Origin of the sequence: Actinoallomurus sp. CA-150999, assembly GCF_050942425.1 — a bacterium.
Lineage (GTDB): Bacteria > Actinomycetota > Actinomycetes > Streptosporangiales > Streptosporangiaceae > Actinoallomurus.
Genome location: NZ_CP192063.1, coordinates 4,072,401 through 4,098,026, shown reverse-complemented (window position 1 = coordinate 4,098,026; position 25,626 = coordinate 4,072,401). Strand labels below are relative to the sequence as shown.

Annotated in this window: 24 protein-coding genes; 1 reads left to right on the top strand and 23 read right to left on the bottom strand. The window is 72.6% G+C overall.

Annotated features, from left to right (window positions below; genetic code table 11):
• Positions 1-80: 80 nt before the first annotated feature.
• The 13 genes from ACQP2O_RS19205 to ACQP2O_RS19145 form a co-directional block, all read right to left on the bottom strand.
• A complete protein-coding gene (locus ACQP2O_RS19205; RefSeq protein ID WP_433186674.1) occupies positions 81-1,217 on the bottom strand; it encodes an aldose 1-epimerase family protein in 1,137 nt (378 codons plus the stop codon).
• Between the two features lie 238 nt (positions 1,218-1,455).
• Complete coding sequence (locus tag ACQP2O_RS19200; RefSeq protein ID WP_433186671.1) at positions 1,456-2,193, bottom strand: SDR family NAD(P)-dependent oxidoreductase; 738 nt, start codon at positions 2,191-2,193, stop codon at positions 1,456-1,458.
• On the bottom strand, positions 2,190-3,338 hold the full coding sequence (locus ACQP2O_RS19195) for a hypothetical protein (protein ID WP_433186669.1): 1,149 nt from the start codon (positions 3,336-3,338) through the stop codon (positions 2,190-2,192). The genes ACQP2O_RS19200 and ACQP2O_RS19195 overlap by 4 nt, the downstream gene beginning before the upstream one ends.
• Positions 3,335-4,750 (bottom strand): CaiB/BaiF CoA transferase family protein, encoded by a 1,416-nt coding sequence (locus ACQP2O_RS19190; protein ID WP_433186662.1) that lies wholly within the window; start codon positions 4,748-4,750, stop codon positions 3,335-3,337. The genes ACQP2O_RS19195 and ACQP2O_RS19190 overlap by 4 nt, the downstream gene beginning before the upstream one ends.
• A gap of 1 nt (position 4,751) precedes the next feature.
• Positions 4,752-5,528, bottom strand: coding sequence for an enoyl-CoA hydratase/isomerase family protein (locus tag ACQP2O_RS19185; protein WP_433186659.1), 777 nt, complete (start codon positions 5,526-5,528; stop codon positions 4,752-4,754).
• On the bottom strand, positions 5,525-6,850 hold the full coding sequence (locus tag ACQP2O_RS19180) for a dienelactone hydrolase family protein (protein ID WP_433186656.1): 1,326 nt from the start codon (positions 6,848-6,850) through the stop codon (positions 5,525-5,527). Before ACQP2O_RS19180 ends, ACQP2O_RS19185 begins: the two co-directional genes overlap by 4 nt.
• 63 nt (positions 6,851-6,913) lie before the next feature.
• Entirely contained in the window at positions 6,914-8,128 is a 1,215-nt protein-coding gene (locus ACQP2O_RS19175; RefSeq protein WP_433186653.1) for an SGNH/GDSL hydrolase family protein, read from the bottom strand.
• A gap of 3 nt (positions 8,129-8,131) precedes the next feature.
• Positions 8,132-10,006, bottom strand: a complete 1,875-nt coding sequence (locus ACQP2O_RS19170; RefSeq protein WP_433186650.1) for a hypothetical protein — start codon at positions 10,004-10,006, stop codon at positions 8,132-8,134.
• A gap of 62 nt (positions 10,007-10,068) precedes the next feature.
• Positions 10,069-10,866 (bottom strand): hypothetical protein, encoded by a 798-nt coding sequence (locus tag ACQP2O_RS19165; protein ID WP_433186647.1) that lies wholly within the window; start codon positions 10,864-10,866, stop codon positions 10,069-10,071.
• A gap of 11 nt (positions 10,867-10,877) precedes the next feature.
• The gene (locus ACQP2O_RS19160) at positions 10,878-12,827 is read right to left on the bottom strand and encodes a hypothetical protein (protein ID WP_433186644.1); all 1,950 of its coding nucleotides are present in this window, start codon (positions 12,825-12,827) and stop codon (positions 10,878-10,880) included.
• 2 nt (positions 12,828-12,829) lie between these two features.
• Positions 12,830-13,753: a carbohydrate ABC transporter permease gene (locus ACQP2O_RS19155; protein ID WP_433186641.1), complete on the bottom strand. Its 924-nt coding sequence runs from the start codon at positions 13,751-13,753 to the stop codon at positions 12,830-12,832.
• Positions 13,750-14,682 carry a carbohydrate ABC transporter permease gene (locus ACQP2O_RS19150; RefSeq protein WP_433186639.1) on the bottom strand — a complete coding sequence of 311 codons (933 nt, stop codon included), beginning with the start codon at positions 14,680-14,682 and terminating at the stop codon, positions 13,750-13,752. Before ACQP2O_RS19150 ends, ACQP2O_RS19155 begins: the two co-directional genes overlap by 4 nt.
• 8 nt (positions 14,683-14,690) lie before the next feature.
• Positions 14,691-15,959 carry an ABC transporter substrate-binding protein gene (locus tag ACQP2O_RS19145; protein ID WP_433186636.1) on the bottom strand — a complete coding sequence of 423 codons (1,269 nt, stop codon included), beginning with the start codon at positions 15,957-15,959 and terminating at the stop codon, positions 14,691-14,693.
• 187 nt (positions 15,960-16,146) lie between these two features.
• On the opposite strand from ACQP2O_RS19145, the gene ACQP2O_RS19140 reads away from it, so the two are divergent.
• The gene (locus ACQP2O_RS19140) at positions 16,147-17,238 is read left to right on the top strand and encodes an FCD domain-containing protein (RefSeq protein WP_433186633.1); all 1,092 of its coding nucleotides are present in this window, start codon (positions 16,147-16,149) and stop codon (positions 17,236-17,238) included.
• 6 nt (positions 17,239-17,244) lie between these two features.
• Here ACQP2O_RS19140 and ACQP2O_RS19135 read toward each other — a convergent pair whose 3' ends face one another.
• The 10 genes from ACQP2O_RS19135 to ACQP2O_RS19090 form a co-directional block, all read right to left on the bottom strand.
• Positions 17,245-17,724: a S26 family signal peptidase gene (locus ACQP2O_RS19135; protein WP_433186630.1), complete on the bottom strand. Its 480-nt coding sequence runs from the start codon at positions 17,722-17,724 to the stop codon at positions 17,245-17,247.
• Positions 17,721-19,553 carry an ABC transporter ATP-binding protein gene (locus ACQP2O_RS19130; RefSeq protein ID WP_433186627.1) on the bottom strand — a complete coding sequence of 611 codons (1,833 nt, stop codon included), beginning with the start codon at positions 19,551-19,553 and terminating at the stop codon, positions 17,721-17,723. Before ACQP2O_RS19130 ends, ACQP2O_RS19135 begins: the two co-directional genes overlap by 4 nt.
• Before the next feature lie 3 nt (positions 19,554-19,556).
• Positions 19,557-20,078: a peroxiredoxin family protein gene (locus ACQP2O_RS19125; protein WP_433186624.1), complete on the bottom strand. Its 522-nt coding sequence runs from the start codon at positions 20,076-20,078 to the stop codon at positions 19,557-19,559.
• Positions 20,078-20,374 carry a MauE/DoxX family redox-associated membrane protein gene (locus ACQP2O_RS19120; protein WP_433186621.1) on the bottom strand — a complete coding sequence of 99 codons (297 nt, stop codon included), beginning with the start codon at positions 20,372-20,374 and terminating at the stop codon, positions 20,078-20,080. The genes ACQP2O_RS19125 and ACQP2O_RS19120 overlap by 1 nt, the downstream gene beginning before the upstream one ends.
• A 73-nt stretch (positions 20,375-20,447) precedes the next feature.
• Positions 20,448-20,615 (bottom strand): hypothetical protein, encoded by a 168-nt coding sequence (locus ACQP2O_RS19115; RefSeq protein WP_433186618.1) that lies wholly within the window; start codon positions 20,613-20,615, stop codon positions 20,448-20,450.
• A 249-nt stretch (positions 20,616-20,864) separates the two neighbouring features.
• Positions 20,865-21,488, bottom strand: coding sequence for a carboxymuconolactone decarboxylase family protein (locus ACQP2O_RS19110; protein ID WP_433186616.1), 624 nt, complete (start codon positions 21,486-21,488; stop codon positions 20,865-20,867).
• A gap of 56 nt (positions 21,489-21,544) precedes the next feature.
• Positions 21,545-21,838, bottom strand: a complete 294-nt coding sequence (locus ACQP2O_RS19105; protein ID WP_433186614.1) for a hypothetical protein — start codon at positions 21,836-21,838, stop codon at positions 21,545-21,547.
• A gap of 283 nt (positions 21,839-22,121) precedes the next feature.
• A complete protein-coding gene (locus ACQP2O_RS19100; RefSeq protein ID WP_433186612.1) occupies positions 22,122-22,991 on the bottom strand; it encodes an SDR family NAD(P)-dependent oxidoreductase in 870 nt (289 codons plus the stop codon).
• A 240-nt stretch (positions 22,992-23,231) separates the two neighbouring features.
• Entirely contained in the window at positions 23,232-24,224 is a 993-nt protein-coding gene (locus tag ACQP2O_RS19095; RefSeq protein WP_433186609.1) for a potassium channel family protein, read from the bottom strand.
• Between the two features lie 155 nt (positions 24,225-24,379).
• A complete protein-coding gene (locus tag ACQP2O_RS19090; protein ID WP_433186607.1) occupies positions 24,380-25,606 on the bottom strand; it encodes an MFS transporter in 1,227 nt (408 codons plus the stop codon).
• Positions 25,607-25,626 lie beyond the last annotated feature (20 nt).

Below are 25,626 nucleotides of genomic sequence, written 5' to 3'. Positions count from 1 at the left end.
TCGGTCCCTGCTACTGGCGGAGTCCCCGATGGTTCGCGGCGGCGCGGCGGGCGGGTGCCCGCCTCGGGCGCCGCGGTGCCTCAGGTGAGGCGGGTGTCGAGGCCGGCGACCCGGCCGTCACGGCTGAGGCGGGTCTCGAGGGCGGTGATGGCGTCGGCGCCCTGATGGACCCGGAAGACGGTGTGGTAGCTCCGGGACTCGCCCGGCCCGAGCCAGATCATGCTTCCGTCGTCGCGGGCGGCCGCGTCGCCCGCCACGTGGTGCGTCGACGGTTCGAGGCCCACCGCGTAGTCACCGGCGCGCAGGTTGAGCCACTGGAAGAAGCACGGGAACCCGGCGGCCCGCCACTCGACGCTCACGGCGAGCCCGAGCCGGTCGTTGACCAGCGCGGCCCCCGTCAGCCCGTCCACATCGGCGGCCAGCTCGTGCTCGTACACCTGCTCCACGAATCCCGGCAGCGGCGACGGCATGGTCCAGGAGTCCACGCCCTGCTCGGCGACGCTGTCGGTCCGCCACACCGTCTCGCGTACGGGCGCGAGGAAGCGGCTGCCATCGTCGAGCAGGGGCCAGCCGAGGTTGATGTGGTACAGGAACATGTGCGGGACCGTGTCGAAGCCGGGGTTGTGCACCGTGTCGGTGAGCCGGATCTCGTCGCCGCCCAGGTCCGCCTCGATCCGGCGGGTCAGCCGCAGGTTCTCGGCGAACACCGCCGCCTGCCGCACCTCCCCTTCGGCCCACAGCACGCAGTCGTCGCCGTCCCACCGCTCGCCGTACCCGGTCAGCCGCGCCGGGATGTTGGCCACCCGGCCGTGCAGCCCGTGCCGCACCGCCGGCCGTGGCGGGTACCGGTACGACGCGGCGTCCACCTCTCCGCCGAAGAGGGTGTGGTCGAGCCCCCCGGTCACGGTCAGCCCGGAGAACGAACGCAGCCACGACAGGCCGTCCTCGTCCGCGTGCTCGTGCAGCCCGGGGTTGCGGAACCCGGTCCGCGACCGCCACCCGAAGGCCCGGCCGCCGTGGTCGGCCGCGCCGATGTCCATGCAGCGGTCCACGAGGACGTCGAAGGCCAGCCCGCTTCCGGTCCGGAACTCCAGCGCCCGGATACCGCGCTCGACGCCGTCGCCGAGGGTGACGAGCCGCACCCCGCCGGCCGCCGCCGGATCGCCCATCCGCGCCGCGAGGTCACGTCGTCCCAGTTCCTGCCCGCGCACTCTCATCGCTCACCTGTCCAGATTCGATCGGCAAAGGTTTTCCGTCGTCGCCCGCGTCAGCGTCCGAGGATCCGGGGGGCGGCCTACGTCGGCGTCCGAGATCGGGGGCGGCCCGCGTCCGCGGTCCCGCGCCGACGATCCCGGGCCGGCGTCGCGGGCCGACGTCGCGGGCCGACGATCCCAGGCCGCCCACGGGAACGGTGGCCCGCACCCGGGCCGCAGGTCGCCGGCCGCCGCCGTGATGTCAGGTCATGACCCAGCCGCCGTTGACCTCGATCGTCTGCCCCGTCACGAAGGACGCGTCGGGCCCCGCCAGGAAGGCGACGACAGAGGCGAGCTCCTCCGAAGAGCCGCGCCGCTTGAGCGCCTGGCGTTCGAGGACGAAACGCGTGTAGCCCTCCGGGTCCGGGTGGATCGTCTCCGCGGCGGTGGGGAACGCTCCCGGGGACACGCAGTTGACCCGGATCTCGCGTGGCCCGAGTTCCCGTGCCAGCGCCCTGGTCAGCGCGGTCACGGCGCCCTTGGTCGTGACGTACGCGGCCAGGTCGGGCCACCCGCCGTGCATCGTGATGGACGCGACGTTGATGATCGCCCCGCCGCCGTGTTCCGTCATGAGCCGGGCAGCCGCCTGGGCGGCGATCCAGTACGCCCGCTGGTTGACCGCTTGGACGTCGTCGTACTCGGCGAGCGGTACCTCGAGGAACGGCCGGCTCGGGTAGACGGCCGCGTTGTTGACGAGGACCCGCACCGGGCCGAGCCGCTCGGCGGCCGTCGCCACGGCCGCCTCGATCGCCGCCGCGTCGCGCAGGTCGGCGACGAGCGGCAGGACCGTGCCGCCCGCCCGTTCGATGAGGCTCGTGGTCTCGTCGAGCGTGGCCGCGTCGACGTCGAGGGCCGCGACCGGAGCGCCGTCGAGGGCCAGCCGGCGGGCCGTGGCGCGGCCGAGCGCTCCGCCGGCCCCGGTGACAAGAGCAGTGGTCATGCGCACATCCAGGCGTCGTAGTGTTTGTCGAGGTCGCGGAGCAGTTCACCGTGCGGTGCCCGGCCGGCCAGCCCGTCGCGGATCAGCCGGGAGGCGGTGTCCTGGAACGTGAGGTAGCCGGCGGACCGCGGGCGCACCCACGCGGCTTCGAGCGTGGCGCGGGTCGCCCGGTAGAAGCCGCCGCTCAGCGCGGCGACCTCCGGGTCCGTCCAGGCGGAGCGCGCCGCGGGCTGCCCTCCGGCGGCGGGGCAGAGGTTGCGCTGTACCGCCGGTGACAGCAGCCGGCGCACGTGGTCGCGGATCGCGCCGCGTACCTCCGGGTCCTCGGCGCGGGACCGGGACACCGCGAGCCCGGTGCCGCCGAGCACGCTCCCGGGCCGTCCGCCCGGCACCCACGCCGGAGCGTCGGCGAACCGCACGCCACGGCCCCCGGCGTAGGTGACATATCCGTACACGAGCGGGCAGTACGCCGGGCCGTCGTCGGCGGCGATCGCCTCGAGTACGCCGATCGGGTTGAGCCGCCAGACCTCCGCGACGCTCCGGGCCAGCAGCCCGGCCATCATGTCGAGCGCGGCCTCCCCCGCCTCGCGCGGCACCAGGGCGTCACCGGACCGGCAGGGGTCCGCGCCGTACGCGACGCACAGCGCGCAGAAGGTGAGGAAGGCGTGCGGTCCGCCGAGGCACAGCGTCACGGGCGCCGACCGGGCCAGTTCGCGTACCTCGTCCCAGGTCGTGGGCGGTGTGCCGGTCAGGCCGCGGCGGAACGCCGACACCTGGCCCGCGGCGTCGACCGGCAGGGCCCACGGCCGGCCGTCGAGGACGTAGCTGTCGAAGGACGGACCGACGGCCTCCTCCCGCCACGCGGCGAGCTCCGCCGCGTCGAACAGGTCGTCCATCGGCAGCAGGCAGCCGTCGGCTACGGCCGTTCCGAGCCCGGGGTGGTCGACGACGAGGATGTCGTAGTCGCCGGTGAGGGTCACGAGGGGCCGCGACTCGAAGCCTTCGAGGGGCTGGCGGTCCCAGCGCAGCGGGGCCCGGACGCGCCCGTACCGGTGCGGCCCGGCGTCGTCGAGCCGAGCCAGGACGTCCAGCGGCGCGTACCCACGCGGATGGTCCCAGGTGAGGCCGCGCAACTCCCGCGTCACGACGCCCGGCCCTCACGCGAGGCCCCGTCCGGAGCGGCGTCCTCACGGACGGCCACGTCCGGTGCTGTGCCCTCACGCACGGCCGCGTGTGGTGCGGTGTCCTCACGGTCGGCCGCGTCCAAGGCGGCGTCCTCACCGGCGGCCACGTCCGGAGCCACGTCCCCATCGGCGGCCGTGTCCAGGGCTGTGGCCGGGTCCAGGGCCGTGGCCTCGCCGGCGGCCGTGTCCGGGGCGGTCACGACGTGTTCCGCGAGGAGCCGCGTCACCTGCTCGCCGGTGTAGCCGGCCTCGGTGAGCACCTCGCGGGTGTGCTCGCCGACGACCGGCGCGCCGCGGCGTACGCGGGGCGGGGTCGCGCTGAACCGGTACGGGAACCCGGGCGTCGTCACGGTGCCCTCGGTCGGGTGCTCGTAGGTGACGAACGACCCGTTGTGGCGTACCTGCGGATCGGCCAGGACGTCGGCGTAGGCGTAGACCGGGCCCGCCCAGATGCCGTGCCGGCCGAGCAGGTCGAGCCATTCGCCGGTGGTGCGGCCGGCCAGCCGTTCCCGGACGAGCGCGGTGATCTCGTCGCGGCGGCGGTGCCCGTCCACGTCGGTGTCCATCGCCGCCAGTGCGGGCAGGTCGAGCGCCGCGCCGAGCGCGTCCAGGGGCGGCATGGCCAGTGCCAGGTGCCCGTCGCGGGTGGCGAACACCCCGTAGGGCGCGCGGATGTAGGTGTGTCCGTGCGGTTCCGCGCCGCGGCGTTGCGGCACTCCCCCGACGGTGTACACCGACAGCTCCTGCATCTGCACGGCGATGGCCGCGTCGAGCATGTTCACCGTCACGAGCTGGCCCTCGCCGGTGCGCTCCCGGTGGAGCAGGGCGGCGAGGGCGCCTTCGAACGCGCTGTACGCGGTGATCGCGTCGATCGCGTACGTGCCGGCGGGCGCGGGCGGGTCGCCGTCCCGGCCGACGCTGAACATCGCCCCGCTCATCGCCTGGAGCAGCAGGTCCTGTCCCGGCCGCCCGGCGTAGGGGCCGGACTCCCCGTACCCGGAGATCGAGACGTACACGATGCCCGGGTTGATCGCGCGGATGGTCTCGTAGTCCATGCCGAGGCGTTCGGCGACGCCGGGCCGGTAGTTCTGCAGGAACACCGCCGACCGGCGGACCAGGGCATGGACGGCGGCGCGGCCCTCGGACGTCTTCAGGTCGACGGCGAGGCTGCGCTTGTTGCGGTTCAGGGACAGGAACGACGCGTTCAGCTCCGTCCCCGTGGCGCCGCCGGCCGGGGCGCTCCGCTGCCACTCCCCGCTGGTCGGCTCGACCTTGACGACGTCCGCGCCGAGGTCGCCGAGCCGCATCGCCGCCAGTGGCCCGGCCATCGCGATCGACAGGTCGATCACCCGGTATCCGTCGAGGATCCCCATGTCAGCGCCCCTGGAATCGCGGGTCGCGGCGCTCGGCGAACGCGGCCCGTCCCTCGGCCGCGTCCTCGGTGGCGAAGCAGATCGTCTGCAGGTCCCGCTCGTAGCGGATCGCCTGGTCCAGCGGCATCGTGTACGCCGCGCGCAGGTTGGCCTTGGCGGTCTGCGCGGCGATGGGCGCGCGGGCCGCGATGCGCCCGGCCAGCTCCCGGGCCTCGGCCCGCAGGTCCGCCGGCTCGACGACCGTGCTGACCAGGCCCCAGGCGAGCGCCCGCTCCGCGTCGATCGGGTCGCCGGTGAGCAGCATCAGCGCCGCGTTGCCCGGCCCGACGCTGTGGGCGAGCAGCGCGGACTGGCCGGTGCCGCCGATCCAGCCGAGCTTGATCTCCGGTGCGGCGAACGTCGCGGTGCGGGCGGCCAGCCGGATGTCGCAGGCCAGCGCGAGTTCGAGGCCGCCGCCGTAGGCGTACCCGTTGACCGCCGCGATGAGAGGCTTGCGCAGCTCCCGCAGCGCGTCGCCGTAGTCGCCGCGGTTGCGGAAGTCCCAGGGTGTCGCGTACGCGTCGAGCTCGCCGACGTCGCTGCCGACGCAGAAGGCCCGGTCGCCGGCGCCGGTCAGCACGACGGCGCGGATCGCCGGGTCGTCGTTGAGCCGGGTTGCATGGTCGCGCAGCGCGCCGGCCATCGCGGGGGTGATGGCGTTGAGCTTGACCGGCCGGTTCAGCGTGATGACGGCGACGTGGCCGTCGACGTCGCACCGGACGTCGGTGGTCTGATTCATGGATTTCCTTCGGTCAGCCGGCGCTTCAGGTGGTCGAGGGCGGAGTCCTGCAGGTCACGGTCGAAGCGGTGCGGGCCCGGGTGGAACTCCCCGACGTACGCGTCCGGTGCGCCGGCCCGGCGGTAGTGCGCGGCGAGCCTCTCGTGGGCGGCCCGCATGCCGTCGAGCGGGAACAGCGCGTCGTCGCGCAAGTACTGGACCAGGAGGGGTGAGGGTGCGCGGGCGGCGGCGAGGTCGGGCCAGTCGCCGGCCCGTGGCAGGTCCGGCGGGAAGAACATCCAGGTGTGCCCGGCGACGTGCCGGTCGAGGAGCGCGCGGTGCGTGCTCATCATGCCCGCGATGACGGCGGCACCGACGTGCGGACTCGTCGCCTGGAGCAGGGCCGCCCGGCATCCGCCGCCGGAGAAGCCGACGCAGCCGATCGGCCCGTCGCGTACGTCCGGTCGCGAGCGGAGGTACGCGGCGGCGACGCGGTCCTCGAAGGCGGCGATGCCGGCCAGGCTCGTCCCCAGCAGCGCGCAGTACTTCGCCACGACGTGCTCGTGCCGGGCGGCCAGGCGGTTGTACCAGCGGAGGTCGGCGGGATCGCCGCCGTCGTGTTCCAGGGCGACCCATCGGTCCTCCGGCGACGGCCCGGCGGTCCCCGACATGGTCGCCGCCGGGAAGCGGCGGCTCCCCCACAGGAACACGTCGGGGACCAGCACCGTGAAGCCGCCCCGCGCGATCGCGTCGGCGAAGGGACGGCCGCCGTAGAACGCCCGCCGCAGCTCGTCGACGCCGGGCGGGACGCCGTCGGGGCCGTCGGCGATCTTCTCCTTGCCGTGGTACTTGAAGGCGTCGTGGCCGTGCAGCGCGAGGACGCCCGGCAGCGGGCCGCGGGCCCCGGCCGGGCGCAGCAGCCAGGCGCGCGTTCGCGGCCCGTACCCGACCGACCAGGAGACCTCCTCGCCGTCGAGCCCGTCCCTGGACCAGCGCCGCTCCACGCGCGGCTCGCCCGGCGTCCCGTCGTGGTCGAAGCCGACGATCCGACGAGCCGTGGCCGCGTCGAGCCGGCCCACGCCAGCCGACGCCAGGCCCGCGCCGGCCGGGACCACACCCGTCCCAGCCGGACCCACGCCCGCCCCGCCTGGAGCAAGGTCCGCTCCGGCTGGAGCCGAGTCCGTCCCGGCCGCAACCACGCCCGTCCCGCCCGGCCCCAGACTCGTCCCGCCTGGAGCCAGGCCCGTCCCGGCCGGAGCCAAGTCCGTCCCGGCCGGGGCCAGGCCCGCGGCGAAGTCCGCCAGGTCGCTGAACGGCCCCAGGTCCCGGTGGTTCCGCGTCACCGTTCCCCTCCGCTTCCTCGGAGGCGGCGTGCCCGGGAGGGTCGCTCCCGGGCACGCGCGCGCCTATCTCCGGCAGTGCAGTAGCGCCAGGCCGATCGTGTCGGCCATGGCCCGATAACCGGCGTCACTCAGGTGGAGGTGGTCGCCGGAGTCGTACGCGGGCAGCAGCCTCGTCGGGTCGGCCGGGTCGCGGGTGGCGCGGTCGAAGTCGACGACGCCGTCGAAGACGCCGCTCGTCCGGATGAAGGCGTTGACCTCCTGCCGGACGGCCTCGTTCGCCGTGCTCTGGTAGACCGATCCGCCGAACGGGGTGAGCGTCCCGCCGATGAGGCAGCGGCCCGCGGCGTGCGCCGCCGCGACCATGTCCCGGTACGCCGCGGTCAGCTGCGCCGCCGTCGCGCCGCCCGCGCCGATGTCGTTCACCCCTTCGAGGAGGATCACCGTCCGGACGCCGGGCTTGGTCAGGACGTCGCTCACCAGCCGCGTCTGAGCGCTGCGGCCGACGCCGTCCTTGAGGACCCGGTTGGCCGAGATCCCCTCGTCGGTCACGCCGAGCCGCCACGCGGGCGGCAGGGCCCGCAGCCGGTCGGCGAGGTAGTCGGGCCACCGGTGGTTGGCGTTCGTGGTGGAGCCGACCCCCGAGGTGATGGAGTCGCCGAGGGCGGCGACCGTGGAGACGGTCCTCGGCGCGGTCACGACCACGGCGTCCAGCCAGAACCAGACGGCCGACTGGGTCGGGAACGCCGTCCCCGCCTCCTCGGCCGCGTGGTCACCCGTCGTCGACTTGTAGGTGAACTGCATCGTGCGGTTGTGCGCGGTGAGCTTGCCGCTCGCGCCGCGCAGGTAGAGGCTCACCGCGAGGTTCCGCCGGGCCGGCACGCGCCCGGGCAGCGGGTCGCTGAGCACCACGCCGCCGGGCGGCACCGTCACCGAGGCGCTGCCGCCGAAGCTCAGCCGCCGGTTGGAGCCTGGCACCAGGTCCGGTCCGGACCGCTGGACGCCGACGTACGCGGCGCCGAACGTCACCGGCCGGTCGCCCAGGGCGTTGGACAGCCGGATCCGCAGGCCGGTGCCACCGACGCTGGTGTGCACGATGTTCCGTACGGTCATCTCGGTGAGGGTTCCGCCGGTGGTGTCGTCGGCCGCCGCCCACGTCGACACCTCGTGGGAGGCTCCGCGGGCGGCGTACGCCGGTGTGGCACCGATCAGGGGAACGACGAGCAGGGCGATCGCCCACCGCGCCCAGCGTCGTGTGGGTCTCCCGTTCCGCGCGGCCATGGGTCAGTGCCCCTGGGCAGCGGCGGGGATCGGGTAGGGGAAGCCGGCGGTCACGCCGATCTTGTCGTACTCCATCTTCGAGGAGTCGAAGTTCGCGTCCCAGCTGTTGTTCTCGAAGGTGTTGCAGTTCGTGTTGCCGTGGAACGGCTGCCGGTACTGGATGTTCGTCGCCTGGATGTCGGAGAACTTGTAGCCGCAGCCGCCCGCGTCCATGTGCACCCCGCTGGGCACGACGTCCGGCATCGAGGGGTCGGCGTTGACGTCGTCGATGAGGATCTGCGACATCGACGCCTCGATGGTGTGCGGCTCGAAGTTCTGCACGCCGTACGAGTCGATCGCGCCCATGTCGCCGCTGTCCTTGCCGGCGTGCGCGATCCGCAGGTAGCTCAGCGCGTTGCCGCCCGCGTAGTTGTCCGCGTTGGCGACGGTGGTGATCGCCTTGACGCTGACCGCGTACCGCGCGCTGTGCTGGATGACGGTGTGGCTGAGCTCGTTGTGCCCGCTGTCGAGGATCTCGTAGCCCGAGGCGTCACCGGGGACGAGCTCGCCGATCCAGCTGATGTAGTTGTTCGTCAGGACGTTGTGGTTCGCGACGTCGCCCTCCCCGGGGTAGGGCCCCTCGATCTTGACGCCGTCGCCGCCGAGGTTCTCGAAGAGGCTGTCGGAGACGGTGTCGTGGTCGTTGGCGAACAGCAGGAACACACCGGTCCAGCCGGTGTCGGCGATGTGCAGGCGGCGCAGGCCGACGCGGGTCGTGTTCGTCAGCGTGACCGTGCCGTACTGGTTACGCGGCATCTCGATCTGCCGGTCGTAGTCCGGGTACTTATGCACGTAGCCGGAGTCGCCGACGCCGTTCCAGCCGTAGCGGTACCAGTCGGTGAAGTCGGTGTACTGGACGGTCAACCCGTCGAGCGACAGGTCGTGCACCCGCGCGGACGACGAGCTGCCCGCGATCGAGAAGACCGTCTTGACCGTCGGCGCCATGACCGTGCTGTTCTCGATCGAGCCGTTCTTCGGCCAGTAGTAGAGCATCCCGTCGCTGTGGTCGAGGTAGTACTCACCCGGCTCGTCCAGGAAGTCGAGGGAGTTCTGGATGAAGTAGCGCGATCCGACCTGGGAGTACAGCGAGAACCTCGTCGGGTAGCGGAGGCTGACGAACTTCTTCTTCCAGTTGACGTTGAGGACCGGGTCGGTGTCGGTGAACCAGCTCCAGTGACCGCCGGACCAGACGACGACCTGGGCGTCGTGCAGGTCCCAGTTCTGGTTCCAGTCGCCGTCCTTGTAGGCCATCCACTGCTGGGAGTTGGTCAGCGCGTCGTCGGAGCTCTCCACCGACTGCAGGTAGGGGCCGAGCGTCTCGGTGGAGGTGCGGTTCGGGTACCGCGCCGTCGTGGCCCGCTGCCCGTTGTCGTACAGGGTGTAGAAGGGGTGGTTCTTGTCGGTCTGCACCCGGTAGATGTCGCCCTTGTAGTGCTGCCAGCCGGTGATCTGCCGGGCCCCGAGGAAGCGTGCCTTCCCGGGACCGTCGTAGCTGCGGTAGACGACGGAGTGCCCGTTGCTTCCCGAGTCGGCCTCGGTGAACTGGATCGTGCTGTCGACCTCGTAGTCGCCCGCCCGTACCTGGACGTCGAGGTCGCAGCGCATGTCCCGGTTCAGGTGCCGTTGCCGGATGACGTCGCGGGCGTGTTCGATCGTCTTCCACGGGTGGCCGATGGTGCCGTTCGCCCGGTCGTCGCCCTGCGGGGAGACGAAGAGCTGCTTCGGCGTGCACGCCCGGTCGCGGGCGTCGGCGGCGGCCGTCGGCACGGTCAGGCACGCGAGTGCCGTGACCGCGCCGACGGCGCCGCGCAGGAGTCGCTGGCGGGATCTACGGAACATGAACCCTCCTCGGGTCGTACTGGCGGGACCCCCGATGGATCGGTCGCGATGGTCGGCGGCGCTCAGGCTCCTCGCCCGTCGGCGCGCCAGCGCTCGTACTCGGCGCGGGTCTCCGGCGTGAGCGGGTAGTAGTCGGACAGCGCACCGCCCTCCTCGATGCGCGACCGGCTGAACCGCTCCCACTCCTCGTGGTCGGCGGCCGCGTCGATGAGGTCGGGGGCCTGCCGGCGCGGCACGACCACGGCGCCGTCGTCGTCGGCCACGACCAGGTCGCCGGGGAGGACGAGCACGCCCCCGCAGGCGATCGGCACGTCGTACGCCCAGGGGAACAGCTCGGACTGGGAGGCGTAGTGCGGGGTGACACCGGTCGACCAGATGGGGACGCCGAGGCCGCGGACGCGGGGCGCGTCGCGGATGCGACCGTCCACGACGATGCCGGCGCCACCCTTCTGCTTGAAGTAGCGGACCAGCATGTCGCCGAAGCAGCCGGTGTAGGTGCTGCCGTAGGCCTGCACGACCAGGACGTCCCCGGGCTGGACGGTCTCCAGCACGGCCCACAGCGCGGTGTGCCGCTCGATGTACTCCTGGCCGAGGCCGGAGGCGATGTCCTCACGCTGGGGCATGAACTGCAGCGTCAGCGCCCGCCCCGCGACCTTCTGCCCGGGCGACAGCGGCCGGGGCCCGGACACGAACGTGCGCCGGATGCCCTGCCCGTGGAGCTTGGCGCAGGCGGTGGCCGCGCTGACCTTGGAGAGCCGCCGGACGAGATCGGGGTCGGGTGGTTCCGGCGCCTCACCGCGTACGGGCAGCTGCCACACCGGGTCCTCGTCGGTCGTCCGGGCGCTGTCGTCCACTGACACTGATGGGCTCCTCACGGTCGCCGTCCCGCCGGGATGGTCCCGGCGTGCTGGTGGGCGGGCCGCGCGGCCCGCAGGGTCAGATGCAGATCGATCCGGATGCGCCGCCCCGGCGGCAGCACGACCTCCAGGCGCGGCCCGCCGACCTCGAGCTCACGGGTGACCACGGTCGCGTCCGGCGCGACGTACGACGTCAGGTCGCCGGGGTAGCCGGTGTCCGCGGCGGTGACGACGGCCCGGGTGATCCGGTGCTCGCCGAACGCCCCGGCCTGCACGACCACCCGCCGGGTTCCCGTCAGTCCCGTGTGCACGAGTTCCACGCCGGTACGGTCGGGGCCGACGTCGTTGACGAGGGCCGCGACGTCGGGCGGCAGGCCGGGCCGGCGGCGTTCGGCGTCGAGGTAGGCGAGGCGCGTCGGGAGCAGGCCGCCGTTGTACAGCACCTGCGGCGTGCCGGTCGTGAGCTGGAGCAGCGCCTCGGTCAGCACCGGGTTGAGCCGCTGCCAGTGGTGGATGTGGAACTCGTCCGGGGCGGCGCGGTCCGCGGCGATGAGCGCCATGCGGCGCTCCACCTGGCCGAGCGCGGCGGCGAGCATCGCCTCCGGGAATCCGGGGTTGTCCCCGCGCAGGTACGCCAGCCACGGCGCCTCGTGGCCGGCCTCCTCCTTGTTCCGGAAATCCCGGACGACGCGCCAGTCGTAGCCGGACGCCTTCCACAGCCGGTCTAGGCGGTCCCCGTCCTCCTCCGCCATGCCCGCGTGCCACAGCCACACCGGCAGGCCGAGCTGCGGCGGCTGGAAGTCGAACCAGCCGTCGTCGTCGTGCCGGTTCGGCACCAGCAGGGTGGTCCGGTCGGCGTCCTCGCCGAGTTCGGCAAGCCACCGGTCGCTGATGCTCATCGGGGTCCCGCTGACCGGCCCCTGTTTCCCGTGGCGCAGCACCAGGTCCAGCGGGCCGCGGCCGACAGCGAGGTGATCGGTGCCGCCGGTGAGCAGGACCGTGTTGACGGCGGCGACCACGGCGGCCGCGCCGACGCTGTACACGCCGTGCGGCCACTGCCAGCCGTAGTTGCCGCCGTACCAGCGGCCGTCGTGCAGCTCGCCCACCCGGCCGGACGGCCCGACGTTGTCGGGCAGGATCCCGCCGAGCGCGGCGGCGCGGCGTTCCCATGCCTCGACGTAGCGCAGCGCCCAGTCGCGGAACCGGTCCTCGTGCCCGTACAGCCAGGCATTGGTCGCCAGGCCGGTCGCGGCGAGGTTGACGGCGACGTCGCCGCGACCGATCCGCTCGTTCATCGCGGCGCCCATCCGGGCGGCGTTCGCGGGATCGGCCAGGTCGTCCCAGGAGGAGATGCCGGGCAGGTCCCGCAGCGGCAGCCCGTAGGGACGCATGGAGGTGAGGTCCGCGCCGTAGGACGCCCACTCCTCGTTGACGCCGTAGCGCGGGCCGCCGGCGCCGTTGTGCGGCGCCCGGATGATGTCGACGGCCGGGTCGTAGTTGCCGGCCGGAGAGCCGGGCAGGTACAGCTCGGCGAACCGGTGCGCGCGTTCGGCGAACCGCTCGTCACGCGGGTCGGCGGCGCAGATGCCGTAGAACAGCAGCAGGGACTCGCCCTGATGGAACCAGTCGTAGCCGCGCTCGAACTCCTCGACGAGGTAGCCGAACTCGGTGAGCTGGGCGGTCACCCCCTCCCAGTGGTGCTTGCAGGCGTCGAGGAGGTCGTCGGCGCCGCCCAGTTGGTACAGGGTCGGCCAGTTGAAGAACGCCTCGTAGAAGTCGTCGGCGCCGTCGCGGCTCTCCAGCGTCCCGGTGTAGCGCAGCCGGCCGTCGCCCTCGCAGTAGCGGCCGGCGAACGCGCGCCACGCCTCGTCGAGCGCGTCGAACAGCCGGCGCTCCAGGATCGCCCAGGCCGGGGGCGCGCCGACCGGCACGCTCGCGACGACGCGGGGAATCTGCTCCGTCATGGTCAGCCCTTCGTCGCACCGGCCGTCAGGCCGCTGATGATGTGCCGCTGCATGATCACGAAGAAGACGAGGAGCGGCGCGATCGCGAGCAGCAGCGTCGGGAAGACGACGGTGAAATCGGTGGAGTACTGGCTGACGGCGGCGTAGACCCCGGTCGTGACCGTGTACAGGCCGCTGCCCGGGCCGAGGATGATCTGCGGGTTCACGAAGTCGTTCCACACCGAGAAGGTGTTGAGGATGACCATCGTGGCGACCACGGGCCGCATCAGCGGAAAGATGATCTTCCAGAAGACGCGGAGCCGCCCGGCGCCGTCCACGGCGGCGGCCTGGTCGAGCGTGACCGGGATGGTGCCGATGTACCCGGCGTACAGGAAGATCGAGAACGGCAGCGTGAGGGACGTCTCGAACAGGACGAACCCTCGGATCGTGCCCATCAGCCCGAGCGTCTTCAGGACGTACACCACCGGGATGACCAGCACCTGGCTCGGGATGAAGGTGCCCGCCAGGAAGACCAGCAGGAGCGCGCGGTACCGGCGGCGCGGGCTGCGGGCGATGACGTACGACACCGGGCCGGCCAGGACCACCGACAGCACGTTGACCGCGACCACGAACAGGATCGTCACGGCGTACCCGCGCGCGATGTCGAACTCCGGGTTGTGCAGCGCGTGCCCGAGGTAGCGGGTGGTCAGCGAGCCCAGCGGCAGGCCGAACGGATGCTCGAGGATCTGCTGCTGCGGCTTGAACGCGTTGACGACCAGCACGTACAGCGGCGTGAGCATGAAGATCGTGACGGCGCCGAGGAACAGCCGCCGCCACACCCGGCGCGGACGGCGGGCGCGCGATCGTACGGTGCCGGGAGGCTCCGGCGGAGCGGTCGCGATGCCGTCGTCCGCCCGGGCGTCGATGGTGGTCAGGCCCTCGCTCACGAGTACACCGCCATCTCTCCGCGCCGCCGGAGGCGGGTGACGATCAGGGCGAGCGCGGCGGTGACGACCATGAGGACCACGGACTGCGCCGAGCCGAACCCGAGCCGGTTGTCGTGGAAGGAGTTCCACAGGATGAGGTAGGCGACCGTCTGGGTCTGGCCGGCCGGCCCGCCCGTGGTCAGCGAGACCACCAGGTCGTACGTCTTGAGCAGCGTCACCAGGGACAGGACGACGTTGACGGTCACGACCGGCCCGAGCGCCGGCAGCGTCACGTGCCGGAACACCTGCCATCGCGAGGCGCCGTCGATCCGGGCCGCCTCCACGAGTGACGCCGGAACGGCCTGCAGCCCGGCGAGGTAGAGGACGACGTTCACCCCGAAGCCCGCCCAGATCAGGACGGCGATCATGGTGACCAGCGCCCACGTGGGATCGGACAGGAACGGCAGCACGTCTCCCCCGTGCGCGGTGACCAGGCTGTTCACCGCGCCGGTGGTGCCGAGGATGGCGCTCCACAGGAAGCCGACGACGAGCGCGCTGAGCACGTGCGGGTAGAACAGCACGACCCGCAGGAAGCGGTTCGCCCGGGAGGAGCCGTTCACCAGGACCGCGAAGCCGAGTCCGAGCAGGTTCATCCCGGCCGTGCCGACGATCGCGGCGAGCAGCGTGACGGTGGCGGCGTGGCGCATGACGGGGTCGCCGAACAGGTGCGCGTAGTTGGCCGTCCCGACGACGCGCGGCCGGGCGCTGTAGCCGTCCCAGTCGGTCAGGCTCAGGTACACCGCCAGCCCGACCGGGACGACCAGCATGACCGCGAACAGGACGGTGGCCGGCGCGACCATGAGCAGGGTGGCGAAGCCCTCTCCGGTACGGCGCGGGCGTATGGCGCGGCCGGGTTTCATGCGGGTGGCACGGCTCGGTTTTGTGCGCATCGCGTGGGTCATGAGCGCGACGCGATCCACTGGTCGACGGCGGCGGCCACCTTCTCGGGTGAGCGCCCGACGTACAGCCCCTGGACCTGGGTGTTCCAGGCGTCGTTGAAACCGTTCGGCAGTGTGTCGTCGCCGTACCCCTCGCCCTGGGGGACGGTGGCGGGCGCGGCGTCGAGGATCTGCTGCACCTGGCGTTCCAGCGGGGTGAACCTCCGGTCGAAGCCGGGGCGGAAGTTCCCGTCCTGCTGGAGCTGGCTGGTCACCGCGCTCTTGTCGGTCACCAGCCACTGGACCAGCTTCAGCGCCAGGTCGCGGTGCTTCGCCGACTTGAGGATCATGTACGGCGCGGCCATCGTGGCGCCCTGCGGCCCCGGGCTCCGCTGCCCGGTCTGCACCGGCGCGGCGAACACGCCGACCTCGAAGTCCTTCTTGGCCGTCGCCTCGGCGGCGGTGAACCAGCTGCCCATGATGTACATGGCCGCCTTGCCGGCGAAGAACCTCGTCTGGGAGTCCGGGTACTTCAGGCCCATCGCGTTCTTGTCGACGTAGCCCTGCGCGATCCAGCTCTTGTAGAGCCTGAGGTGCGGCAGCAGCGACTCGCCGGCCTTGAGGTGCCCGGCCTTGACGTCCTGGTACCAGTGCGGGTGGCTCTGCGCCAGCGAGGGGTCGGCGAGCTGCAGCAGTTGCAGGCCGGTGACGAAGTCGCCCGCGGTCTGCAGCGGAAGGTAGCCGGCGGCCTTCAGCCTCCCCATCGCCTGGGTGAGCTCGTCGAGTGTCTTGGGCGGCTGCTGGATGCCGGCCTTGGCGAAGGCGGTCTTGTTGTAGAAGATCAGCGACTGCGCCTGCTCGCCCACGCCGACCGTGTAGATCCGGCCGCCGACCGCGGCCTGCTGGGCGAGCGGGGTGCTCTTGGCCCAGGGCTGGTCGGTGAGGTCGAGCATCTGCGAGGCGCGGGTCGGGTCCGCGGTCAGCTGCTCGACGACGTCGGGGGCGTTGCCGGCCGCGAGCTGCTGCGGGAGCGTGTCCGCGACCGACTTGCCGGTGGGCGCCTCGATCTTGACGTGCACCCCCGGGTGCGCCCGCTCGAAGGGTTCAACGAGTCGGGTCCAGTAGCTCTGGGTGAGGTTCGGGGTGATGTTGACGAGCATGCGGACGGTGCCCTTGTCCCCGCCGCCCGAGGAGTTCCCGCCGGAGAACCCGCCGCCTCCGCCGCAGGCGGCCAGGGCGAGGGACAGCAGGGCTCCGACGGCCGCCCGGCTCACGTGTCGTGGACGCATCACGTCTCCTCCGTTGAGGCCCCCGGAATTGAACGTTTTAACGGGTCACTCATCGAGTAACGATTCGTTAATAGATCGCCATGGCGCGAGGTGTCAAGCATTACGCCCACATGACAAGGCGTGGACGCCCGTGTTACCGTCGGCAATCGAGTCGTAAGTCTGTGTACATGGGCGGTATTCTGAATCGATGACGACCCACCCCAAGACCTCCCTGGTGCTGAGCGACAGCGACCGCTCGACCCTCCTGGCGTGGGGTTCCCAGTCCGACGGCGCCCTCGCCCAGCGCAGCCGGATCGTGCTCGCCTGCGCCGAGGGACTGTCCAACAAGGACGTCGCCGCCCGGCTCGGCGTCAGCCCCGCGACCGTCGGCAAGTGGCGGGACCGGTTCACCGAGCGCGGCCTCGACGGGCTGGCCGACGCGCCCCGCCCCGGCCGTCCCCGCAGCGTCGACCGGCGGGAGGCCGAACGCCTCATCGCCGCCGCGCTCGGCACGGCCGAGCGCGGCGGCCCGATTCCCTCCACGCACTCCCTGGCCCGCAGCCTCGGCCTCTCGCAGTCGACGGTGTCCCGGATCTGGCGGGAGCTGCAGGACGCCCCGCCGGACTCCCCGTCCCCTCCCCCGGACGTCCCGCTCGGCGCGGACGACGACCTGCTGCCGCGCGAACTGCTGTCCGACCGGGTCTACGAGCGGCTCCGCCGCTCGATCGTCGACGGGGAGCTGACGGCGGGCGAGCGCCTCATCGAGTCGGAGATCGCCCGGCGGCTGGGCACCAGCCAGGCACCGGCCCGGGAAGCGATCAAACGGCTGGTCCACGAGGGCCTGGTCCGCTACCTGCCGCACCGCGGCAGCTACGTCGCCGAGATCTCCGAAGAACAGGCCCGCGAGGTCCGCGACGTCCGCGTCCTCCTCGAGGAGCACGCCGCCCGCGGCGCGGCCGTGCGGATCCAGCCGCCCATGCTCGACCGCCTCGGCGAGGACGTCGAGGCGATGCGCCGGGCCGCCGGGCGCGGTGACATCGGCGGCTTCCGCGACGCCGACATGGCCTTCCACCGCCACGTGTGCGCCGCCTGCGGCAACGGATTCCTGCTGCGGGTCTGGCGCATGATCGAGCCGAGCCTATGGGGCCTGCACGTGCTCGGCGACCCTCGTTACTCCGGCGACTGGGCGGCCATGGCCGACCACCACGCGACCCTGGTGGCCGCGCTCTCCCGCGGCGACCCGGACGAGGCGGGACGGCTCTTCGCCGCCCACGCCCGCGGCGAATCCACGCGGACCTGACGCGGCTTACGAAGACGCCGTGGTCGAGGGGCTCATGTCATCGGTCCGTGCTCCGGAGAGACGCCGGATCACGACGCCGACGAGCAGGTCGCGGTCCAGGAAGCCGTAGTGTCGGGAGTCCCAGCTGGTCGCGCGGTTGTCGCCCAGGACCACGAGGTGGCCCGGCGGCACGATCGTGCCCGCTATCGCCTGGACGTCGGGGTCCTCCCAGCCGGAGGGCAGCCGATCGCCCGGCACGGCCACGGCCCGCTTGATGAGGTACTCGCCCGGGGCCGTCCCCCCATTCGGCAGGTCGGGGTAGGCGAAGACGACCAGCCGCCCGGCCCGCGCCCGCTTCGTCCTCCGGACCAGCACTCGCTCGCCCGGCCGGAGCTCCGGCTCCATGCTGTCGCCGTCCACGGTCGTGATCAGGAGGCCGTAGCGCACCGCGAGGAGCGCTGCCCCGCCGGCGAGGAGCAGCACGACGATCACGAGGATGACGGTCACTCGGCCTCCCGGTATCCGGCGGCCTGCAGCTGGAACAGCCCGGCGTAGTCGCCTCCCGCGGTGAGGAGCGCGTCGTGCGTCCCCTGTTCGACGATCCGTCCGTCCGCCAGGACCACGATGCGGTCGGCGTCGCGCACCGCGCTCAGCCGATGGGAGATCAGCAGGCTCGTCCGGCCCGCGCGGTACTCCCGCATCAGGGTGTGGACCTCATGCTCCGCCTCGGGGTCCAGGCCCGAACTGGGCTCGTCGAGGATCATCAGGTCCCGGTCGTCGCGCAGGAACGCCCGGGCGAGCGCGAGGCGCTGCCACTGGCCCCCGGACAGGACGACGCCGGTCACCGGGTCGTCCTCGTCGGCCCCGATCATGAACATGCGGGTGAGCGGCGTGCCGTACCCCCGGGGCAGCTCGGCGAGCCGGTCGTGGATGCCCGCGCGCTTGGCCGCGTCCTCCAGTCGGCCCGCGTCGTCCAGGGCGGTCAGGTCGCCCAGGGCGATGTTGTCACCGGCCGTCATGTCGTACTTCATGTGGTCCTGGAAGACGGCGCTGATGCGCTCGCGCAGCAGCTCCGGCGGGATGGCCCGCAGATCCACTCCGTCCCAGAGGATCTGCCCCTTCGTCGGGTCGTACATCCGGCACAGCAGCTTGACCAGGGTGCTCTTTCCCGCTCCGTTCAGGCCGACGAGCGCGACGGCGTGCCCGTAGGGGATGGTCAGGTCGAGGCCGCGCAGCACCCAGGGATGGTCGTCGCTGTACCGGAACCACACGTCCCGTAGTTCGATGCCCTGCCGCAGCCGGGGTGCGCTCCCCTGCTCCGCGCGTGGCAGGTCGGGCTCGGCCCGGACGACGGCGACGTAGTGGCTGAAGGCCAGGAGCCGCCCGTGACCGCTCGCGATCGCGGAGGTCAGCGACGCCAGGGCGGCCTGAACTCCGATGACGCCCGCGAGGAACATCGAGACGTCTCCGACGCTGAGCTGGCCTCGGCGTGCCGTCATGATCGCCCACCACAGCCCGGCTCCGGCCACGGCCGCGCTCAGCGCGGTCAGCCCGCCCTGGGCGCGCAGCTCCCGGCGGTCCATCCGATCGTGCGCCGCGTCGGCGCCGCGCCGCTCGTCGATCATCCGGCCGCGCAGGAACGCGCCGATGCCGAACAGCCGGATCTCCGTGGCCGCCGCGACTCCGGTGAGCAGTTGGCTGTAGAAGTACTCGCGACGGTAGTACTGCTCGACGGCCCACTCCATCGCCGACCGGCGTCGCGACAGGATCAGCTCGGCGACGAGCGCGGGAACGGCTGCGAGGAGCACCAGGGCCGTCATGGCCGGGCTGAGGACGAGCAGGGATCCGATGAACCCGACGAGCGACAGCCCGCCTCCGAGGACGCTGCCGAGGCCGTCGACGAGCTCCGCGACGCGACCGGTCCCGTCCTGGGCCAGCCGGAGCCGGTCGAGGAAGGCCGGATCCTCGAAGTTGCGCAGGCCCACCTGTCTCTCGGCCGCCGCGAACAGCCGCTCGGTCGCGGCCCGGCCGGCGGACCGGCCGATCCGTGCCCTCAGATAGCGGACCGTCACCGGCAGCGTCGCGGCGACCAGTCCGGTGACGATCATCCCGAGCGCCGGCCCCGCGACCGCGCCATGCGGGACCGTCAACCGGTCGATCACCAGTTTCGTCAGCCAGGCGGTCGCGATCGGCGCCGCGGCCGACACGACGGTCAGGATAAGGAACCCCGCCAGCTCTCCGGTGGCCGCACGCCACAGGAGCGCGAACGCCTCGGCGGCCGAGGCGCGCAGCTCCCGCATGCCGAACCGGTGATCCCCCTCCGGGGCACCGGTCACCGCTCAGGCCCTGCCCGCGAGGTGACGTACGGGGAGCTCCTCCATCCGCGCGCCCGTGGCCACGATGCGGTGGTCGTCGCCGACCAGGTACAGCGCCGGGGTCCAGGTGTTCTTGAACGCTCGCGCCACCGGCCCGCCGTCCAGCTCCGCGGTGACGACCCTGGCCACCGGGGTGAGCGCGTCGACCGTCTCCTGGTCGTCGCCGCCCACGACCGCGAGGACGTTGTCCCGGCCCAGCTCCCGTGCATGTTCGACGAAGCTCGGCAGGAGCGTGTGGCACGCCTCGCAGCCCGCGGAGAAGAAGCCGACCACTCCGCTGAGGGTGTCATGGGACACCGGCTCACCGGCGGTCGTCACCTCGGTGAACTCCCCGGGCGCGGACCCGGGTCCGAGATCGAACGGCAGTCCCGGGTTGTGGCCCTGGGCGGCGTCGGCTCTCAGCCGGCGCAGGATGCCGATCGTGAGCAGCAGGTTGAGCAGGCAGAGAACGCCGAGCAGCACGACGGCGGCGGCGAGATAGACCATCAGGAACTCCTGGCGAACAGGTCGACGATGTCGTCCAACGCGACGATCAGGATCGCCCCGACGAGGCCGCCCGCGACGGCGATCGCGAGGCCGGCCGTCACCGGGAGACCGCCGGGCGCCGCCCTACCGATCGCGGCGGCGACGACGGCCCGGGCGGGTGGCCGGGCCAGCCGGGCCACCGGGGCCAGACCGGGGAGCGATCTTTCGAACCCGCCGAAGTCCCGCAGTTTGGACACCGCCGAGGCTACGAAGACCAGGGCGATCAGGCTGGCGCAAGCCGCCCTCACATACTCCATGAACCCATGTCTCTTCTCGTGGACCGCGCGGGCGGCGGCATGGCACCGCCGCCCGCGTGATCGGAACCGGTCGTCAGCAGCTGCTGCGGACCTTGGTCCACTGGCAGCCGTCCTGCGGGCAGCAGAAGCGGTACCAGTAGCCGGGGTGGCCCGCGGCGTTGCAGAAGTAGGTGCCGCTGCACGCGGAGGCGGTGGCCTTCGGCGCCGCCTTCTCGATGATCCGGTCGATGAGACGCATCATGGGGTTCTCCCTTGGGACGCGATGGTCGAAATACGGGGACAAACGTCGATCGCACCCTGCATGGAGCGCGCGTTCCACGCAGGTGTGCCTCACGACCTTTCGTGGCAGCCCGCATTCTCCGGAAAAATGCGGATTGTGGCCGCAATCGCCGGTCTGGCGACGCTCGGGCACAGCCACATGATCATCTAACGGTGGTCAAAGATCAACACCTCGCGCGGGAGGATTCTCGGGCCGAGAGACGGTCCCCCGTCAGCGGCGCCGTCGCGGGTCGGGCGGGATGCGCAGGGCCGTGATGACCGTCGCCAGCATGTCGTAGTGGGCGGCGAGCATGATCAGCTCGATGCTCTCCCGCTCGTCGAGGTGCGCGCGCAGCCCGTCCCACGCCGCGTCGCCGAGGTCGCCCTCCGTCTGCAGGGCGTCCACGGCGGTCAGGATGGCGCGCTCCCGGGGCGACCAGCCGTCGGCCTCGGGCCCCTCATCGGTGAGCCGGGCCAGGTCGGCGCGCGTGACCCCCGCCCGAACGCCGAGCCGTACGTGATGGTCGAACTCGTAACGGCAGCCGCGCAAGTGCGCCACCCGGAGGATGACCAGCTCGGTCTCCCGGCGGGGCAGCACGCCGCCCGGCATCAGCCGCCCCGCGAACCGCAGCCAGCCGCGGAACAGGCGGCGGTGCCGTCCGAGGACCCGGAACAGGACGGGCGGCTCCGTACCGACGCGCCACCCCGCCAGGTAGGCGAAGATCCAGGCGGGCGTGCCGAGGTCACGGCGTGCGCCGGGCGCGAGGCGCGGGACCATGCCGGTGGCGGCGCCGCCGGGCGCCGGGTGCTCGACGCCGGAGTCGTTCTGGGCGGCCGTCCGATCACGTCGTCGCATGCGATCAGCAATACACGAACGCATGTGTCCGCGATAGCTCCCGCCGTACGAAATGATCAGCCCGCCGCCGCACCGAAGTGCTCGACGATCCCCCGCGCGTAGTAGGGCTCCCAGTCCTCATCCGGGCTCTCGGCGGCGTACCGCTTGTCCAGGCTCACCAGCACGTAGACCAGCTCGCTGCGGACCGGCTCGGCTGCCAAGAGTTCGGGCAGCTCCGAGAGCCGGATCAGCCAGTCGGCGTACCAGGAGGCCCAGTCGTCGTCCACGCCGTCCGCGATCCGATAGACGCTGTGGTGGACCTCCCCGGCCTCGTGCAGCAGCTCGCGCACAGCCTCCGTGGTCGTGTCCATCGTCCCGCCCCGAACCGATCGCGGCGCGTCCTGCGGCCATCGGCCCGGCGCGCTCATGAGGCCGGCCCTTCCGGCGGCGTCGGGGAACCTCGGGTACAGACCGGTGACCTGGACCTTCCCCACTCCGCAGGCGCCGGTAAACCTCACCCGGCGACAGAAACGATCAGTTCGGCCGGTCCGTCGCGTGGGCCTCCCCCAGGTGAACCCGACCTCCCGATCAGCCCGGCCGGTCCGTCGGCTGCGGCGCATCGGCCTTCCCCACTCGGTGAACCCGACCTCCCGGTCAGCCCGGGCGGTCCGTCGGCTGTGGTGTCGTGAACGACGCGTCCTCTTCACCGGCGATCCGCAGCGCCCGCTCCACCCGCGACCGTACGGCGACGTCGAACACCCGCTGGGCCGCCATGCGCCCGTGCAGGACCGGTCCGACCCAGCGCGGGGCGTGGACCCGGCGGGCGCGCGTGGCGATGCCGCGCTCCAGCGCGTCGATCCCGGCGCTGAGCGGGGTCACCCCGGTGAATCCGCCCCGGCGGCCCTTCAGCGCGGCGGTGGCACGCGTGCCGAACCCGCGGTGCGTCATGTCGGTGTCCAGTTCGGCGAAGTACGCGACGCCGACCCGCGCGCCGGTGTGCCGCAACTCGATGCGCAGCGTGTCGCCGAGGGCCTCCACCGCGGCCTTCGACGCGCTGTAGGCCCCGAGCAGCGGGGCGCGGACGGCGGCGGCCAGCGAGGCGACCGCCAGGGCGTAGCCGTCCGGGTGGGAGATGTACGGGCCGGCCGCGCGCAGCGTGTGATAGGTGCCGAAGACGTTGACCCGCATCGTCGTCTCCAGGACGCCGGGGTCGCCGTCGAGGATCGGCCACTGGCAGGCGACGCCCGCGTTGGCCACGACCACGTCCAGGCCGCCGAGCTCCTCGACGAGCTCTCCCACGGCGCGCTCGACGCCGTCCCGGTCGGTCACGTCGCAGGGTCGCCACGGCGCGTCCCCGCACGCGCCGGCGACGGTCGCGAGCCCGTCCGGCTCCAGCCCCGCGAGGGCCACGCGGGCGCCGCGGGCGTGCAGGCGGCGGGCGAGCGCCGCCCCGATGCCGCGCGCCGCCCCGGTGATCAGCACCCGCCGACCGTGGAGGAGCATCCGGTCGTTCGGTCTTCGCATAGACCAGCAATACACGACGTTGATCGCGATATCCCGATCGCGTCGGCGTCAGGGGTGGCCGAATGCGGACTCGGCGCGCAGGACGGCGCGACGGCGCCGGGTGGGCGGCACAGGACAGCGCGACGGCACAGGACGGCGCGACGGTGCAGGACGGGGCGGCGGCTATGCCGCGTCGGGCACTGGTTCGCCGCCGGCCATGGATGCGGGCTCGCCTGCCGGGACCATGATGCCGGCGCGGCGTCAGGAGGCGCCTTCGACCTTGTTCCGCAGCGCGTCGAGCTGGGCCGGCGCGCCGAACGCGATGAGGGTGGCGGGTGGTTCGAGCGGCGTCTCCGGAGGCGGATCGGCGAGGAAACGGCCCGTGTCGGTGCGGATCGCCAGCAGCAGCACTCCGGTGCTCTCGCGCAGCGCCGCCTCCCGTACGGTGCGGCCGGCCAGCGGCGACTCCGGGCGGATCTCGACCTGCTCGATCTGGAACTCCAGCGTCTCGTCGTGCATGACGACGTCGAGGAACTCCGTGACCTCCGGCTGGAGCGCGAAGGCCGCCATCCGCCGCCCTCCGATCAGCTGCGGATTGACCGCCCGGTCCGCCCCCGCGCGCAGGAGCTTGGACTTGGACGACTCGTTGCGGGCGCGGGCGATGATGACCAGGTCGGGCCGCAACGCCCGGCTGGACAGGGTGACGTAGACGTTGTCGGCGTCGGTCTCCAGGGCGGCGATGAGCGCGGACGCGCGGGCGATGCCCGCCTCGTGGAGCACCTGGTCCTCGGTGACGTCGCCGATGACGTGCGCGTGCTCGATGCCCGTGAGCCGGTCGGGGTCCCGGTCGATGACGACGATCTGGTGCCCCATCGAGGCGAGGTACTGCGCGCCGGCCTGGCCGACGCGTCCCCAGCCGCAGATGATGACGTGGCCGGACATCCGGTCGATCGCGCGGTCCATGCGGCGCCTTTCCAGGTGAGCCCGTACGTGTCCTTCGAGGAGCGCCTCCAGCACCGTGCCGAAGGTGTACAGCGCCGTGCCGACGCCGACCAGGATCACGAAGATCGTGAAGATCTCCCCGGCGGGCGTCAGGTGCCGGACCTCGCGGTATCCGACGGTCGAGACGGTGGTGACCGTCTGGTACACCGCGTCCAGCGGGGTGAATCCCAGAAGCATGTAGCCGAGGGACCCGCCGACGATGACCAGCACCAGGCACGCGACCGCGATCCGAAGCCGGCGCACTGTCTCCACACGCCAATTGTCACCTCACGGTGCCGTCCCGACACGGTGAGGCACGGAACGCCGGACGGCGGCACGACGGGGCAGGACGGGGCGACGGCGCCGGGCGGGCGCCGGCACAGGACAGCAGGACGGTGCAGGGTGGGACGGGGCGGGTTGGGCGGCGGCTATGCCGCGTCTGGCACCGGTTCGCCGCCGGCCACGGGTGCGGGCCCGGCCGCCGGGACCGCGGGCCGCCGGCCGCGCCGCCAGATCGGGGCCGCGAGCAGGACCACGAGGAGTCCGCCCACGCCGGGGAGGATGAACGCCCACCGGCTGCCCCAGTCGTCGATGATGGTGCCGGTGACCGGGCCGGCGGCGGCCAGGCCCAGCGTCATCGCGGTGCCGTGCAGGCCCGTCGCCTCGCCACGGGCCTCGGCGGGCACCCACCGGCTGAGGGTGTCGATCGTGGTGGAGATGCCGGGAGCGCACAGCATCCCGGCCGGGAGCAGCACGAGGCACACCACTCGCCAGTCGCCGAACAGGCCGACCGGGATGGTGAGGGCGGCCATGGTCCCGACGATCACCAGGGGTGAGAAACCGCGGGGCAGCGCGCCGTAGACGAACCCGCCGACCAGTGAGGCGATGCCCCATACGGCGAAGGCGAGGCCGGTCCACCGGGTCGCGGCGTCGGCCTTGAGCACCGCGACCAGGCCGAGTTCCGTGGCGGCCAGCACGAACGTCAGCGCGCACGTCACGCCGAGGAGCGCGAGCATCGCGGGGGTCAGCCACTGGCGGCGGCGCACCACGGCTCCGCCGGCCTCTGGCTCCCCCGCGACGCGAACGGGCGGGTCGAGGATCAGCAGCGCGATGCCGGACCCCACCATCCCGAGCCCGACGAACGTCATGGTCCAGGCGCTGCCGAGCGCGGTGGTCACGGCGACGGCGAGTGCCGGTCCGGTCATGTAGCAGATCTCGACCAGCATCGAGTCGAGCGCGTAGGCGCTGCGGCGCTGCTCGGCCGGGACGGTGGCCGCGAGGCACTGCCGGACGACGCTGAACACGGGCAGCGCCAGCACGCCGTCGGCGAACGCGCCCGCGACCAGCGGCCAGTACGGCAGGAACGGCGCGACGATCCAGAACACCAGTTGGGCGACGGTGGTGACCGCCAGGACCGGCCGGAGGCCGCGCCGGTCGACGAAGCGCCCGGCGATGGGAGAGCCGACGGCCACTCCGGCGGTCGCGGCCGCGCCGACCAGGCCCGCCTCCAGGAAGCCGAGCCGCAGCCCGCCGACCACGTGCAGGGTCAGCGTCAGCCCGGTGGCGACCACGGGGACCCGGGCCACCAGTCCGACGAGCAGCAGCGTCCGGACGCCGGGGATGGACAGCACCCGCCGGTAAGGCTCGACAGTCATAATGATCACTTACCTCCACG

What these genes read in the sequence shown, in the direction of transcription:
- ACQP2O_RS19125 (WP_433186624.1), bottom strand. Translation starts at nt 20,078, where the DNA reads ATGGTCTATCTCGCCGCCGCCGTCGTGCTGCTCGGCGTTCTCTGCCTG.
- ACQP2O_RS19185 (WP_433186659.1), bottom strand. Translation starts at nt 5,528, where the DNA reads ATGAATCAGACCACCGACGTCCGGTGCGACGTCGACGGCCACGTCGCC.
- ACQP2O_RS19190 (WP_433186662.1), bottom strand. Translation starts at nt 4,750, where the DNA reads ATGGGGATCCTCGACGGATACCGGGTGATCGACCTGTCGATCGCGATG.
- ACQP2O_RS19100 (WP_433186612.1), bottom strand. Translation starts at nt 22,991, where the DNA reads ATGCGAAGACCGAACGACCGGATGCTCCTCCACGGTCGGCGGGTGCTG.
- ACQP2O_RS19110 (WP_433186616.1), bottom strand. Translation starts at nt 21,488, where the DNA reads ATGCGACGACGTGATCGGACGGCCGCCCAGAACGACTCCGGCGTCGAG.
- ACQP2O_RS19160 (WP_433186644.1), bottom strand. Translation starts at nt 12,827, where the DNA reads ATGACGGAGCAGATTCCCCGCGTCGTCGCGAGCGTGCCGGTCGGCGCG.
- ACQP2O_RS19105 (WP_433186614.1), bottom strand. Translation starts at nt 21,838, where the DNA reads ATGGACACGACCACGGAGGCTGTGCGCGAGCTGCTGCACGAGGCCGGG.
- ACQP2O_RS19200 (WP_433186671.1), bottom strand. Translation starts at nt 2,193, where the DNA reads ATGACCACTGCTCTTGTCACCGGGGCCGGCGGAGCGCTCGGCCGCGCC.
- ACQP2O_RS19175 (WP_433186653.1), bottom strand. Translation starts at nt 8,128, where the DNA reads ATGGCCGCGCGGAACGGGAGACCCACACGACGCTGGGCGCGGTGGGCG.
- ACQP2O_RS19205 (WP_433186674.1), bottom strand. Translation starts at nt 1,217, where the DNA reads ATGAGAGTGCGCGGGCAGGAACTGGGACGACGTGACCTCGCGGCGCGG.
- ACQP2O_RS19115 (WP_433186618.1), bottom strand. Translation starts at nt 20,615, where the DNA reads ATGATGCGTCTCATCGACCGGATCATCGAGAAGGCGGCGCCGAAGGCC.
- ACQP2O_RS19120 (WP_433186621.1), bottom strand. Translation starts at nt 20,374, where the DNA reads ATGGAGTATGTGAGGGCGGCTTGCGCCAGCCTGATCGCCCTGGTCTTC.
- ACQP2O_RS19140 (WP_433186633.1), top strand. Translation starts at nt 16,147, where the DNA reads ATGACGACCCACCCCAAGACCTCCCTGGTGCTGAGCGACAGCGACCGC.
- ACQP2O_RS19170 (WP_433186650.1), bottom strand. Translation starts at nt 10,006, where the DNA reads ATGTTCCGTAGATCCCGCCAGCGACTCCTGCGCGGCGCCGTCGGCGCG.
- ACQP2O_RS19150 (WP_433186639.1), bottom strand. Translation starts at nt 14,682, where the DNA reads ATGCGCACAAAACCGAGCCGTGCCACCCGCATGAAACCCGGCCGCGCC.
- ACQP2O_RS19145 (WP_433186636.1), bottom strand. Translation starts at nt 15,959, where the DNA reads ATGCGTCCACGACACGTGAGCCGGGCGGCCGTCGGAGCCCTGCTGTCC.
- ACQP2O_RS19090 (WP_433186607.1), bottom strand. Translation starts at nt 25,606, where the DNA reads ATGACTGTCGAGCCTTACCGGCGGGTGCTGTCCATCCCCGGCGTCCGG.